Genomic DNA, 13517 nt, shown 5'->3' on the forward strand with positions numbered 1-13517 from the left:
CCCCGCTTTTCGCCTGATCGTCCGTGCCCGAACCACTGTCTGATCCTCTCTGGAGGGGAGTGCCAAGTCCTGCGCCGCGGCTGACACCGTCTCTGTCACGGCATGGTTTCCCGACACTCTCCGCTCGTTTCACTCGCTCACGAGGTCGGGAATGACGGATGATAAAAGCGCGTCGGCCAACCTTCGACGTTTCCTCAGCATATCGCTTGTGCCAATCGCCGATGTCGAAGATTTGCGAAGGCGGCCCCGCAGTCCGTCATTCCCGACCTCGTGAGCGAGGAACGAGCGGAGAGTGTCGGGAAACCATGCCGTAATTTCAGAGGACTTGGCGACAGCATAAAGGCGTTAGCGCTGCCGAATAGCGGCGCAAACCAGCGGCCTACCCCGGCCTCAGCAACGACCCGGCGATCGGATAAACGCGGCTTGTGCCGATCATGTAGGCGGTCGGCGCGCCGTTGCGGAACATGCCCTTGTAGGCGCGGTCGAGCACGTTGAGCGAGCCGGTGAAGGCGCCGAAAGCCGGCATCACCAGCCGCAGGCCATCGCTGGCGAAGCAGCGTCGGCGCACCGAGCGGCTGCGCTGGACGATGCGGGCGCAAGGATGCAGGTGGCCCGCGACCTCACCCTCGACCAGCCCCTTGGACGGCTCATGGCGAAACGCCAGCCCGCCGACGGCGAGTTCCTGCACGGTCTCGCCAGGCAAGTCGTCGGGCGCATCGGGATCGTGATTGCCGGCAACCCAGAACCAGTCACGCCCCTTCATCATGCCGATCAGGCTGTCGCGAAAAGGCTCCGGCAGGCGCGCAGCACCCTCGCCGTCGTGAAAACTGTCGCCGAGACTGATGATGGTCTTCGGCGCATAGTCTTCCACGACCGAGGCCAGCCGTGCCAGCGTCGCCGCGGTGTCGTAGGGCGGTAGCAGCCGGCCGCGTCGGGCAAAGGAAGAACCCTTTTCGAGATGCAGGTCCGAGACCACGAGCAGGCCGACATCAGGGAAATGCAGTGCTGCGCGCGGGTCGCAGATGGCGCGCATGCCTGAAATGGCGATAGTCTCGCAACCGGCCCTGGTCAGTTCGCGCGCGGCTATGTTCATGCGCTTCCCATCGCCTCTTCGATCAGGTCGGCTGCTTCGAGCAGCAGCGTGTCGTTGGCCTCGCCATTGACCGGTTCGCGGCCGATTTCCAGCATGATCGGCACCGCCAGCGGCGAAATCTGGTCCAGCATCTTATGAACGATTCGGCCATGGATGCGCGAGAGCATCTCGGCCAGCCTCCTGACATCGAGCAGGCCGGATGCCGCATCCGCCCGCGTTGCCTGGAGCAGGATGTGGTCGGGCTCATGGCTGCGCAAGACGTCATAGATTAGGTCGGCCGATACCGTCACCTGCCGCCCATTCTTTTCCTGGCCGGGAAAGCGTTTCTCGATCAGGCCCGAAATGACAGCGCAATTGCGGAAGGTGCGCTTGAGCAACCAGCTGTCGGCGAGCCACGCCTCGAGATCGTCGCCCAACATGTCCTCGTCCAACAGTTCGGCGAGCGAAGGTTTCTTGGCCCTAAACATCGCGCCGAGATCACTGAGCGCCCAGATGGCCAGCGAATAGTCGGTGGCGACGAAGCCGAGCGGCCTCGCACCCATGCGCTCCAGCCGCCGGGTCAAAAGCATGCCGAGCGTCTGGTGCGCCAGCCGGCCTTCGAACGGATAGACCACCATGTAGTGGCGCTCGCCGCGCGGAAAGGTCTCGACCAGCAGGTCCTCGCGCCGCGGCAGGATCGATTTCAGCTGCTGCATGCGCAGCCAGTCCGCCACCTGCTCGGGCAGCGCCTTCCAGCGCGCGGGATCGGCCAGCATGCCGCGCACCTGTTCGGCGAGATAGGTCGAGAGCGGGAACTTGCCACCGGCATAGGACGGCACCAGCACATTGCCGCCGCCGCCCGTCGAGACGTAGCACTCGTTCTCGCGGATGCCCTCGAAGCGCAGCACCTTGCCGGCGAAGATGAACATGTCGCCGACCGACAGCGTCTCGACGAAATACTCCTCGATCTTGCCGAGCACCGGTCCGCCGCGCAGGGCCAGCGACTGAGCGCTGCCGGCACCCGACTTGCCCTTGGCGCGGGTGTAACGGACATTCAGCATCGGCGCCTCGATGATGGTGCCGACATTGAGCCGGTACTGCTGGGCGATGCGTGGATTCGACACCCGCCAGGTGCCGTCCTTGGTCAGGCGGATGCGGGCATAACGCTCATAGCTGCGCAGCGCGTAGCCGCCGGTGGCGACAAAATCGACGACGCGGTCGAAGCTTTGGCGGTCCAGCGCCGCATAAGGTTCTGCCCCCCTCACCTCGGCGAACAGATCGTCGGCACGAAAAGGCGCACCGCAAGCGCAGCCCAGCACATGCTGTGCCAGAACGTCGAGCGCGCCGTCGAGCAACGGCGGGGTGTCCTGGGCGCCGAGATAGTTGGCCTCAAGGGCTGCCCGGCACTCCAGCACCTCGAAGCGGTTGGCCGGCACCAGGATCGCCCGGCTCGGCTCGTCCATGCGGTGATTGGCGCGGCCGATGCGTTGGGCCAGCCGGCTCGCGCCCTTCGGCGCCCCGACATGGACGACGAGGTCGACGTCGCCCCAGTCGATGCCGAGGTCGAGCGTCGAGGTGGCGACGACGGCACGCAGCACATTGTCGGCCATCGCCTTTTCGACCCTGCGGCGCTGGCCGACATCGAGCGAGCCGTGATGAAGCGCTATCGGCAGGTTGTCGTCGTTGACGCGCCAAAGCTCCTGGAACAAGAGCTCCGCCTGGCTGCGCGTGTTGACGAACAAAAGCGTCGTCCTGTGCCTGCGGATCGCCTCATAGACATCGGGAATGGCGTAGCGCGCCGAATGACCCGACCATGGCACGCGCTCGTCTGAATCGAGGATCGATATTTCAGGCTTGGCGCCGCCCGACACCGTGATCAGCTCGGCCATCTCGCCTGCCGGGTTCTGGTTGACCAGCCAGCGCCTGAGCTCGTCGGGCTCGGCCACCGTCGCCGACAGGCCGATCGCCTGCAGGTCGGGCACGAACTTCCTGAGGCGCGCGAGGCCAAGCGACAAAAGGTGCCCGCGCTTGGAGGTCACCAGCGAATGCAGCTCGTCGAGCACGATGTAGCGCAAGTCGGCGAAAAAGCGCTCGGCATCGGACGATGCGATCAGCAGCGCGAGTTGCTCGGGCGTCGTCAAAAGGATTTCGGGCGGCGACAGCTTCTGGCGCGCGCGCTTGTGCTGCGGGGTGTCGCCGGTGCGCGTTTCCATCGTGATCGGCAGGCCGATCTCGGCGACCGGCTTGCCGAGGTTGCGCTCGATGTCGACGGCAAGCGCCTTGAGCGGCGAAATGTAGAGCGTGTGCACGCCGCGATGCGCCTCGCCCGGGCGTTTCTTCGGCCGCATGGCAAGATCGGTCAGCGCCGGCAGGAACCCGGCCAGCGTCTTGCCGGCACCGGTCGGCGCGATCAGCAGCACCGAGTTTCCTTGCTGGGCTGTCGCCAGCAAATCGAGCTGGTGGGCACGTGGCGACCAGCCGCGCTCGGTGAACCATCGCACGAATGGCTCCGGCAGCATCGCGGCAGTCGAATTCGGCTCCAGTCGCGCTTGGCTCGTCACGCCCCATGCCTAGCGCGGGCGCATCGCCGCGCCAAGCGAAATCTGGAACAAAAAGGGATCAAGATACTCGACATGGTGCGCCGCGCCCCCTGAAAAGCCGCGTTCTTTCGCGCCTCCCCTCTGCCCTGCCGGCCATCTCCCCCTCTCGGGGGGAGATTAGCAGCGGCGGCTGCCCCGCCGCCATTCGACAACGGAGGCGATTGGCAATGAAACCTATACGGCTTGCGTCTTGCGCTGCACCGCTTCACATGATCGAAACCGAACAATCGAGCCCGCCCATGTCCGACACCTCTTCCCACGAATCCCGCATCGCCGAGCTCGAAAAACTCGTCCACGACCTTCAGGCCCAACTGGAAGTGTTGCAAAAGCAGGCGGGCATCACCGCCAAGCCGGTGGAAAAACCGCTGCGTTCGCGCGGCATGCTCGGTAGCCCGAGCAGCAGCCGGCAGCGTTAGGCCGTCCGCTCCGTCACCACGATCAGGCCTTCGACCGGCTCGCGGCGGTCCTGGCGGATCACGGCACGGTCGAGCGACAGCAGCCTCAGACCCGCCGCCGCGATCAGCCCGTGCACATAGGCTTCGGAATGGGCATAGCGGCGCGATCCCTGCAGCTCGAAGACACCCTCCCCGGCCAGACGCTCGACCGAAAAGGCAAACAATCCATCAGGCGCCAGCATCTTCACGACACGCGCAAAAACGCGGTCGAGCGCGCCGAGATACATGAACACGTCGGCAGCAGTGACGAGGTCGGCCGCCTCGCCGGAAAACTCCAGCTTCTGCAGGTCGGCCTTTTCAAGCCTGTCGTAGACGCCCTTGTCGCGCGCCTTGCGCAGCATCTCGGCCGAGATGTCGTAACCGTCGAGGCGTTGTGCCACCGGCCTGAGCTTGACGCCCATCAGCCCGGTGCCGCAGCCGAGATCGACGGCATGGTCGAATGCGTTGCGCCCAGTCGCGGCGATGGCCGCCGTCAGCAACTCCGGCACGCGGTAGTGCAGCGTCTCAACCAGCGCGTGATCGAACTTTTCGGCATATTGGTCGAACAGCATCTCGACAAAGGCGCTGGGCGGGCTGTCGGCGGCAGGTGCCGCGCCGATCAGCTGCAGCTTGAGCGTCGCCCCTGGCCGGTCAGCCGGCTCGAGCTTCAGCGACATGCGCCAGGCTGCGGCGGCGGCTTCCGACTGGCCGGCGGCCTCGTGCATTTCGCCGGCGCGGAACCAGCCCATGGCCCAGTTCGGCGCCAGCTCAAGCGCCCCAAGCATCAGTTCGGCCGCAGCGGCATGCTCGCCCGAAGCGAACAGCATTTCGGCATAGTCCGCCCGCCGGTCGGCAAGCAGGTCGTTGGAAGAGAGCTGCAGCGGCGTCAAGCGCGTTTCCATAATGAGGAGAGTGGCGCGCATTACTGCCAAAGCGGCCTTCCACGCAAGCGACAAATGCCTATCTTGCAAAGATGCGCGCCAGCGACCTGCTTCATCCCCGCCCCGAAGGGCTCTACTGCCCATCAGGCGATTTCTATATCGACCCGGTGCGGCCGGTTGAGCGCGCGCTGGTCACGCACGGCCATTCCGACCATGCGCGCCCCGGCCACGCCAAGGTGCTGGCGACACGTGAGACGCTCGACATCATGGCGATCCGCTGTGGGCCGGATTTCGCCGGTGCCACCCAGGCGATGGCCCTGGGCGGCAAGATCAAGCTTGGCGACGCCACCGTCTCATTCCACCCTGCAGGCCATGTGCTCGGCTCGGCGCAGATATCGGTCGAGCACAACGGGCTGCGCATCGTTGCCTCGGGCGACTACAAGCGCGCCACCGACCCGACCTGTGCTGCCTTCGAGGTGGTGCCCTGTGACGTCTTCATCACCGAGGCGACCTTCGCCCTGCCCGTCTTCCGTCATCCCGATGCATCGGACGAAATCGCCAAGCTGCTAAAGTCCACCCGGCAGTTTCCCGAGCGCGCCCATCTCGTCGGTGCCTATGCGCTCGGCAAGGCCCAGCGGGTCATGCGGCTGCTGCGCGACCAAGGTTATGACCGGCCGATCTACATCCACGGTGCCATCGCGCGGCTGAGCGAATATTACGAGAGCCAGGGCATCGCGCTTGGCGACCTCCAGCCGGCGACCATCGAGGACGGCGACAAGGCCGATTTCGCCGGCGCGATCATCGTCGCCCCTTCGTCGAGCTTCGCCGACCGCTGGGCGCGGCGCTTCCCCGATCCGCTCTCCGCCTTCGCCTCGGGCTGGATGCGCATCCGCCAGCGCGCCAGGCAAGGCGGCGTCGAGCTGCCGCTCATCATTTCCGATCATTCCGACTGGGACGAGCTCACGGCCACGATCAAAGACACCGGCGCCGGCGAGGTCTGGGTCACCCATGGCCGCGAGGAGGCGCTGGTGCGCTGGTGCGAGCTGAGCGGGATAGCGGCTCGGCCGTTGCACCTCGTCGGCTATGAAGACGAGGGGGATTGAGGATGGTCCATCCCGATAGCGTCGCGATCCTTCCTACCCCACTCTGGCCTGCCCGACGGGAGACTGTTTGGCTTGCGGGACAGCACCCCCCTCTGTCCTACCGGCCATCTCCCCCGCAAGGGGGGAGATCAGCTGTCACTACCGCTTTCGCCAATCGCCATCGTCGCAGAACAAGCGCCAACAGCGAAGCTGCCGATCTCCCCCGCCGGCAAGCCAGAGGGGGGTGGGACGGAACGCGACGCCGATCGGGGACGGCACTCCCATGAACCGCTTCGCCGAACTCCTCGACCGCCTTGTGCTGACGCCATCGCGCAACGGCAAGCTCAAGCTCATCACCGACTACTTCCGCGTGGTCGAAGACCCCGATCGCGGCCTGGCGCTCGCTGCCCTCACTGGCGAGCTCGACATCGCCTCGGTCAAGCCAGCGATGCTGCGCCAGCTCGTTTCCGAGCGCATGGACCTTGTGCTGTTCGGCTATTCCTACGATTATGTCGGCGACCTCGCCGAGACCGTATCGCTGGTCTGGCCCGAGGCGCCGGGCAGCCGGCCCAACCACGACATCACGCTCGCCGAAGTGGTCGAAAAGTTACAAGCGGCGAGCCGTTCCGACGGCCCGGCTGTGCTTGCCCGCCTGCTCGACCAGGCCGGCGTCTCGGCCCGTTTCGCCATCATCAAACTCGTCACCGGCGGCCTGCGCATCGGCGTCTCTGCCCGCCTTGCCAAGCAGGCGCTGGCCGATTTCGGTACCGTCGACGTCACCGAAATCGAGGAGCTCTGGCACGGCCTTGCGCCGCCTTATGGCGAACTCTTCGCCTGGCTGGAGGGCAAGGCGCCGAAACCGGAAAAGGCTGCCAAGGCACTGTTTCGCCCTGTCATGCTGTCCAACCCGATCAGTGACGGCGACCTCGAAAAGCTCGCCCCGGCCGACTACGCCGCCGAATGGAAATGGGACGGCATCCGCGTCCAGGCGGTTTCGGAGGGCGGCATCCGCCGGCTCTATTCGCGCACCGGTGACGATGTGTCAGGTGCCTTCCCCGACGTGGTCGCTGCCATGGACTTCGAAGCAGCACTCGACGGCGAGTTGCTCGTCGGCGTACCCAGCGAGGCGACAGGCACCTTTTCCGCCCTGCAGCAGCGGCTCAACCGCAAGACCGTCTCAGTCAAGATGCAGGACCGCTATCCGGCCTTCGTGCGCTGCTACGACCTGCTCCAGCTCGGTGGCGAGGATTTGCGCGGCCTCGCCTTCATCGAGCGCCGCCAGCGCCTCGAAAGTTTCATCGCCACGCTCGATCCAGATCGCTTCGACCTGTCGCCGCTCGTCGCCTTCAGCGGCTGGGAACAACTTGAAAAGATGCGCAGCACGCCGCCGCACCCGATCATCGAGGGCGTCATGCTGAAGCGGCTCGACTCGCCCTATCTCGCCGGCCGCCCCAAAGGCCCATGGTTCAAGTGGAAGCGCGATCCGCACACGGTCGACGCCGTCCTGATGTATGCCCAGCGCGGCCACGGCAAGCGTTCGAGCTTCTACTCCGACTACACATTCGGTGTCTGGTCGGGTGCCGTGGGCGCCGAAGAGCTGGTGCCGGTCGGCAAGGCCTATTTCGGCTTCACCGACGAGGAGCTCAAGCAGATCGACAAGTTCGTCCGCGACAACACCATCGAGCGCTTCGGGCCGGTGCGCTCGGTGCGCGCCGACAGGGCGAACGGGCTGGTGCTGGAAGTCGCCTTCGAAGGCCTCAACCGCTCGACGCGCCACAAGTCGGGCGTCGCCATGCGCTTTCCCCGGATCTCACGCCTGCGTTGGGACAAACCGCCAGCGGAAGCCGACCGCATCGAAACGCTGCAGGCGCTGCTCGACTAAGGCATGATCCCGAAAAGCGGGCGCCGGTTGTCGGACAGGACCATGCCCTACCAAAGGCCGGCTATTCGGTCACCGAGACCCTGATTTCGTAGATATCGACGGCCTTGCCTTCCTTGGTCAGGTCCGAGTTGATGGCGATGGTGCCGGCAGCACCTGGCTCCTTGTCCGGCACATCCATCTCGAACAGATATTCGCCGCGCTGGTAGCCGACGAGATAACGCTTGCGGCCGCAGTCGCCAAGTTCGCCGAAATTGCAGTCGACGGCCATCTGCGTTTCCTTGCCGTCCTCAGCGCGCGCGATGATGTCGAACACCGCATGCTTGCCGGCGATCTGTTCGAGCACGCCGCGGCCGACATCGAAGACGATCGCTGAGCCGGTGTTGCCGGAGCGGATGCGCAGGAAGCTGCCGGTATCGTCCTTGGCGACTTCGGCCGATGTGCCACTTGGGGCGCTGACGTCGGTCGGGTCCGTCGGCGTGAACACGGTGATCCAGTTGCGCGCCTGGTCGACCTCGCCCGGCCGCGCCGGCCCGGCATCGGTGGGCGAAAAATCCTCGCTCTCGAGCTGCTTGGGCGGGTTGTGCACCGAGGTGTCGATTTCCGCAGCCGACTTGAACTGGTCGGTCTGCACCGCCCACCAGGCGCCGATGCCGCCCATGGTGAGAAGTGTCACCGCAAAGAACATCGCCGCATAAGGCCGCCGTCTTTCCGCACGCGCGCTGGCCCGGTCGGCGGCACGCCGCTCCGCCCGGCTGCGCTTTTCGGTGATCTCGACCGGCGGGCCGCCGGGCAAGGTCGCATCGGGCATGATGTCGGGCACCACGGGCGTCACACCCGCCGCCGGATTGCCGATGGAGACGGACGGCGCCCTGCTGGCGCCATTGCCGTTGAGCGATATTTCGGGTGCTGCTGCAGCGTCCGCCGCGCCCAGCGAGGCCGCGGGCGCTGCCGGCATGAATTCCGATTCGATCTCGGTGATCGTGGCCTGCAGCGACTTGCGGCGGTTGATCGCCGCCTCGACTGTCATCGCCGGATTGGCCTTGAGCGCGCGGTCGAGCGCGCCGAACGCAGCGCGATAGACCTTTTCGCGAAACTCGCGGTTCTCGGGATCGCCCTTTTCGAAAGCGTTCCGGATCGCCTTTTCGATCGAATCCAACCGATGTTCCTCGCAACGCGCCTGTGTTGCCAGATGGTTAGCGGCAGAAAAGGCATCAATCAACGGCACCGTTGGCGAATTGTCGGCCAAAAATGGGTGCAATGCGCCGCAAGGCCGGCAAAACAACTCGGGCGGAGCCCGCGACCGATCCATTGTCGAGACGATGCAATCTGTTGTATGGAGTGACGTTTACGGAAACGTCAAAATCGAGAGCCGGGAGAGACGCGTGGCACTGCCTGAAATCCTCAAGAAGAATTTGCGTGTTCCCGTCGTCGGCGCGCCTTTGTTCATCATCTCGCATCCGCCGCTGGTGCTGGCGCAGTGCAAGGCCGGCATCGTCGGCTCGTTTCCTGCCCTCAACGCCCGCCCCGAAGCCCAGTTCGACGAGTGGCTGGCTCAGGTCACCGAGGATCTCGCCGCCCACGACGCCGCCAATCCCGACAGGCCGGCCGCACCTTTCGCCGTCAACCAGATCGTGCACAAGTCGAACAAGCGGCTCGAGCATGATTTGCGCCTGTGCGTGAAGTACAAGGTGCCGATCGTCATCTCGTCGCTCGGTGCCGTCGAGGAGGTCAACCAGGCCGTCCACTCCTATGGCGGCATCGTTTTGCACGACATCATCCACGACCGCCACGCCCGCAAGGCGATCAAGATGGGCGCCGATGGGCTGATCGCGGTCGCCGCCGGCGCCGGTGGCCATGCCGGCACGCTGTCGCCCTTCGCGCTGATCCAGGAAATCCGCCAGTGGTTCGACGGCCCACTGCTTTTGTCGGGCGCCATCGCCAATGGCGGTGCCGTGCTCGCCGCCCAGGCCATGGGCGCTGACCTCGCCTATATCGGCTCGCCCTTCATCGCCACCGAGGAGGCCCGCGCCGCCGATGCCTACAAGCAGATGATCGTCGAATCCAAGGCCGCCGACATCGTCTATTCCAACCTGTTCACCGGCATTCACGGCAACTACCTCAAGGGCTCGGTCCGCGCCGCCGGCATGGACCCCGACAACCTCGCCGTCTCCGATCCCACCCACATGGATTTCGAGGGCGACAACAAATACAAGGCCTGGAAGGACATCTGGGGCTGTGGCCAGGGCATCGGCGCGGTCGACAAGGTGGCCCCGGTGGCGGAGCTGGTCGAGCGTCTGGCCAGCGAATACGCTGCGGCGAAAGCCCGCCTCGCCGGTTGAATAGAGCCGGCGCGATAGGAAACCTCGTCCTTTCGAGCCGCCCTTGACCAGCAGCGGCTTTCCCCAACGACAGGCGGCGACATGTTCGCCTCTTGTCAAAACCCTGCAAAGGCCGCTTGAAATCCGCGCGCAATGAAGTTATCACGCGCTCACTGTCTCGCGCCCCTCGGGTCGCGAAGCCTGGAAGCCGCTTTAGCTCAGTTGGTAGAGCACATCATTCGTAATGATGGGGTCAGGTGTTCGAGTCACCTAAGCGGCACCAGCTATCTCAGAAGAAAATCACTGGTACGCATCGGGCCATCCGCCCAGGTTCTGCATGCAATGTCGAAACCAACGCGGAAGCAAAGGGCATTGCCCCCATGTGCGCACCGACTGGCACTCCGTCTCCCATCCTCTAGCGAACGGGCGGTGTCCCAGCCGAATGCGCGATTGCGTTCCTACGACCCTACAGTGACGACGAAGTGTTTCGTCACGGGCTCGATGATCTTCCAGGTACCCTTGAAATCGGCCTCCACGACGAACGCATCGCCCGGCCCAACCTCGACCGGCTCGCCCCCGTCGGGCGTGATGACAATGCGGCCCGAGATCATGTGGACGAACTCATAGTCGGTGTAGCTCGCATGGTAGGTGCCTGGCGTCGCCTGCCATGTTCCCGACAGCACCTTGCCATCCCTGGTCGTGTGCTGGACGGCGGTTTTCATCGTCGGCTTTCCTTCGACCACCACCCAGCCTGGCAGGTCACTGGAGTCGGCGCCTTCCGGCTGGCCGAACTTGAGGATGGTTTTATGCGCCATGGTATCTTCCTCCTTCTTCAGACACTTCTGAATAGCCGACGGGCCCACCGCGGGCAACTTAGTTTCCTGGTGATAAATTCCAAGACACTGCGACGCTGTGCGCTTTGAAGCCCGCCCCTTGCGGAATTACCCCTGCCGGTGATGATAGGAGCAGATTTAGCAAAGGCTTATAGATGAAAGCAAAACTGTTGGCGGCCATGACAATGCTCGCCGTCGTCGGCTGCACGACCCAGCCAGCCGAGCATGCCGCAAAACTCTCGACCCAGGATCCCAAATGGCGCTCTCCGGAATGCGCAAGAGCCCGGCAAGCGGCATCGAACTATGAGGCGGGCGAGAAGAAGACCATGAGCATATCCGCCGGCCTGCTCCTCGGCCCATACGGGCTTGGCATTGCAATGGCCGGCAAGCAGCATCAAGCCAAGATGCGAAAGCAATTCGCCCGAGACATGCATTCGAAATGCTCAAGCCAGCCCCTTCCGGCCAGTCTGGCGAGATAGCGTTGACGCGTCGCCGACACCACGACTTGATTTTGTGACCTCGGATATCCCTTGACTTGGCCCGACCCGCCTATAGCTTGCCGCGCGGTTATGGTTCTTCCGCTTTCGGGCGGGAGCTAAGAGGGAATTCGGTGTGACACCGAAGCTGCCCCGCAACTGTAAGCGGCGAGCCGCATTGCCGATCTTGTCACTGGCGTTGATGCCGGGAAGACAGGCGATGAAGCCGGGACCCGCGAGCCAGGAGACCTGCCTGACCGAATGATGTTCCGAGGGCGGGGTGTACCACCGGAACGCAGGTTCGTGCAGGCGGGCGCATCGGCCTTGGCCTCCACCGACATGCGTTGCCGCAATCCCCGCCTCGACCAGGCAGGGATCGAATCGTTTGTCCAGTACCGAAGTTGAGACCGCGCAGTCAGATGCCAAACGGGCCGTCGTGCTCGTCGCCAAGTCGGCCTTCGCGGCTTCCCCATACAAGCAGATGCAGCGGCTCGCCGATCTGGCCGCGACATTGCCCGGTGTCGATCATGCGAGCTTCGGCTTCACCGAACAGGGCACGCCGTCGTTGCGCGAGGCACTGGCAGCACTTCGGCAAACCAACGTCTCCGACATCCTCATCCTGCCGCTGATGCTGCCGGTCGAGCCAAGCTTCACCGCCTGGCTCGTCAAATCGCTGCGCCGCTGGCAGGCCGAGGACGGTGCGCCGTGGCCGAGTATGCGCATCGCCCAGGGTCTCGCCGAAAGTCCGCTGCTGCCGGTGCTGATGGCCGAACTCGTTGCCGGTGCCGATGCGGCGACGACTGTCCCGCCGCTCGAAAAGCTCACGCCAGAGGGCTCGCTTGTGCCGGCGCAGAAACGGCGCGTGCTGGTCTGCCAGGGCGGCCCATGCAACGCCGCCGGCGCCGACCTGATCTGGGGCCACCTGCGCAACCAGCAGGATCGCCAGAAGCTTCGCATCACCGGCGACGGCACAATGACCGCCAAGTCGACCTGCCTCGGCCCGTGCAACCTGGCGCCGGTGCTACAGGTGTTTCCCGAGGGCACCTACTACGGCGGTGTCACCGAAGCCGCCATCGACCGCATCGTCAGCGAACATCTGCTTGGCGGCGTGGTGGTCGAGGACTTCGCTTACCAACCCACCGGCCGCAAGCAGGTGCTGCGGCGGTAGCCGTCGCCGTTGGCGGCTCCAGGCCCGGCAGGGGCTTCGAGACACATCTCTGCAGGTCTCGATCAGCAGATGCATGTGTATCCCGGAAATCTGATAGCAGAAGCTGGCTTCAAGGTCAGGCGGAAACACGCGGCAACCACCCGCAGTGCCCGAAGTCCATAACGCCGTCATCACGGCAAATTGCGCGATCAGCAACGCCACCTTCCCCGCACATGGAAAGTCGAATTCGCCAGAAAAAGTGCAATTTTGACGCAAAATCTCCGACCTCGCTGCGGCGCACGTCAATCCATCGATCTAATTGACCCAAGGGAAACATCAGCGACTATTACACGGGGCTAGATCAGACAGCGGGCGGTTCTTGGCATGGCAATTCAACTATCTCACACGCGGCGGGAGGCTCGGGACGCATTGCTTCGCCGGCGCGAAAGTTATTTCGCGATACAAAAAATCCTTTCACAGCCTTCGCGCGGTGAAGAAGGAGGCAACATGGAATGCGTCCATTGCCACAATCGCTTCATTGGCGTCACGGCGGCTGCCTGGAAGTTCGGTCTCTGCGACGATTGCCTGCATCACGACTGACTGCCGGAAATTGCGCGGTAGCCTGATGGAGGGTGTGGCGTGAACAACTTGTTCTTGCCCGCCATGCTCGTGACCGCGCCGACCTTCATCGCCGACCTCAGCGCATGTCTGGCGACAATCCACGCCCCAAGGATCCGGCCAACGTCGCATCCACAATCACGACAGGCGCGCTCAACACGTCGTCCCCTCCCA

At 64.4% G+C, this 13517-nt stretch carries 11 protein-coding genes, 1 tRNA gene and 1 riboswitch; of the genes, 7 read left to right on the forward strand and 5 right to left on the reverse strand.

The features are described 5' to 3' along the window. Window positions 1–379: 379 nt before the first annotated feature. Both pdeM and IHE39_RS14660 read right to left on the reverse strand, forming a co-directional pair. Window positions 380–1093 (reverse strand): ligase-associated DNA damage response endonuclease PdeM, encoded by a 714-nt coding sequence (pdeM, locus tag IHE39_RS14655; RefSeq protein WP_192566988.1) that lies wholly within the window; start codon window positions 1091–1093, stop codon window positions 380–382. Further along, window positions 1090–3591: a ligase-associated DNA damage response DEXH box helicase gene (locus tag IHE39_RS14660; RefSeq protein ID WP_192567191.1), complete on the reverse strand. Its 2502-nt coding sequence runs from the start codon at window positions 3589–3591 to the stop codon at window positions 1090–1092. Before IHE39_RS14660 ends, pdeM begins: the two co-directional genes overlap by 4 nt. A gap of 290 nt (window positions 3592–3881) precedes the next feature. Here IHE39_RS14660 and IHE39_RS14665 point away from each other — a divergent pair, with 290 nt between their 5' ends. Beyond that, window positions 3882–4088 (forward strand): hypothetical protein, encoded by a 207-nt coding sequence (locus tag IHE39_RS14665; protein WP_192566989.1) that lies wholly within the window; start codon window positions 3882–3884, stop codon window positions 4086–4088. Here the strand turns inward: IHE39_RS14665 and IHE39_RS14670 are convergent. Then, the gene (locus IHE39_RS14670; protein ID WP_192566990.1) at window positions 4085–4996 is read right to left on the reverse strand and encodes a methyltransferase domain-containing protein; all 912 of its coding nucleotides are present in this window, start codon (window positions 4994–4996) and stop codon (window positions 4085–4087) included. The genes IHE39_RS14665 and IHE39_RS14670 overlap by 4 nt on opposite strands. 83 nt (window positions 4997–5079) lie before the next feature. Between IHE39_RS14670 and IHE39_RS14675 the strand changes: the two genes are divergently transcribed. Both IHE39_RS14675 and IHE39_RS14680 read left to right on the forward strand, forming a co-directional pair. Beyond that, entirely contained in the window at window positions 5080–6090 is a 1011-nt protein-coding gene (locus IHE39_RS14675) for a ligase-associated DNA damage response exonuclease (protein WP_192566991.1), read from the forward strand. 262 nt (window positions 6091–6352) lie between these two features. After that, window positions 6353–7951 (forward strand): cisplatin damage response ATP-dependent DNA ligase, encoded by a 1599-nt coding sequence (locus tag IHE39_RS14680; protein ID WP_192566992.1) that lies wholly within the window; start codon window positions 6353–6355, stop codon window positions 7949–7951. A 61-nt stretch (window positions 7952–8012) separates the two neighbouring features. Here IHE39_RS14680 and IHE39_RS14685 read toward each other — a convergent pair whose 3' ends face one another. Then, window positions 8013–9107, reverse strand: a complete 1095-nt coding sequence (locus IHE39_RS14685; RefSeq protein ID WP_192566993.1) for a hypothetical protein — start codon at window positions 9105–9107, stop codon at window positions 8013–8015. A gap of 226 nt (window positions 9108–9333) precedes the next feature. Here IHE39_RS14685 and IHE39_RS14690 point away from each other — a divergent pair, with 226 nt between their 5' ends. Both IHE39_RS14690 and IHE39_RS14695 read left to right on the forward strand, forming a co-directional pair. Beyond that, on the forward strand, window positions 9334–10290 hold the full coding sequence (locus IHE39_RS14690; RefSeq protein WP_184771928.1) for an NAD(P)H-dependent flavin oxidoreductase: 957 nt from the start codon (window positions 9334–9336) through the stop codon (window positions 10288–10290). 186 nt (window positions 10291–10476) lie between these two features. Next, a tRNA-Thr gene (locus IHE39_RS14695) sits at window positions 10477–10552 on the forward strand. Between the two features lie 175 nt (window positions 10553–10727). Here IHE39_RS14695 and IHE39_RS14700 read toward each other — a convergent pair. Continuing rightward, complete coding sequence (locus IHE39_RS14700) at window positions 10728–11084, reverse strand: cupin domain-containing protein (RefSeq protein WP_184771930.1); 357 nt, start codon at window positions 11082–11084, stop codon at window positions 10728–10730. A gap of 173 nt (window positions 11085–11257) precedes the next feature. On the opposite strand from IHE39_RS14700, the gene IHE39_RS14705 reads away from it, so the two are divergent. Continuing rightward, window positions 11258–11581 (forward strand): hypothetical protein, encoded by a 324-nt coding sequence (locus IHE39_RS14705; protein ID WP_184771932.1) that lies wholly within the window; start codon window positions 11258–11260, stop codon window positions 11579–11581. Window positions 11582–11654: 73 nt separating this feature from the next. Next, a riboswitch (cobalamin riboswitch) is annotated at window positions 11655–11849 on the forward strand. Between the two features lie 114 nt (window positions 11850–11963). After that, window positions 11964–12746 (forward strand): (2Fe-2S) ferredoxin domain-containing protein, encoded by a 783-nt coding sequence (locus IHE39_RS14710; RefSeq protein WP_246485493.1) that lies wholly within the window; start codon window positions 11964–11966, stop codon window positions 12744–12746. The last annotated feature ends 771 nt before the right edge of the window (window positions 12747–13517 follow it).

Source organism: Aminobacter carboxidus (genome assembly GCF_014863355.1).
In the GTDB taxonomy this organism is placed as follows: Bacteria; Pseudomonadota; Alphaproteobacteria; order Rhizobiales; family Rhizobiaceae; genus Aminobacter; species Aminobacter carboxidus.

Coding starts and splice junctions, on each gene's coding strand:
- IHE39_RS14665 (WP_192566989.1), top strand. CDS start 3,882: ATGATCGAAACCGAACAATCGAGCCCGCCCATGTCCGACACCTCTTCC.
- IHE39_RS14675 (WP_192566991.1), top strand. CDS start 5,080: ATGCGCGCCAGCGACCTGCTTCATCCCCGCCCCGAAGGGCTCTACTGC.
- IHE39_RS14660 (WP_192567191.1), bottom strand. CDS start 3,591: ATGCTGCCGGAGCCATTCGTGCGATGGTTCACCGAGCGCGGCTGGTCG.
- IHE39_RS14680 (WP_192566992.1), top strand. CDS start 6,353: ATGAACCGCTTCGCCGAACTCCTCGACCGCCTTGTGCTGACGCCATCG.
- IHE39_RS14700 (WP_184771930.1), bottom strand. CDS start 11,084: ATGGCGCATAAAACCATCCTCAAGTTCGGCCAGCCGGAAGGCGCCGAC.
- IHE39_RS14705 (WP_184771932.1), top strand. CDS start 11,258: ATGAAAGCAAAACTGTTGGCGGCCATGACAATGCTCGCCGTCGTCGGC.
- pdeM (WP_192566988.1), bottom strand. CDS start 1,093: ATGAACATAGCCGCGCGCGAACTGACCAGGGCCGGTTGCGAGACTATC.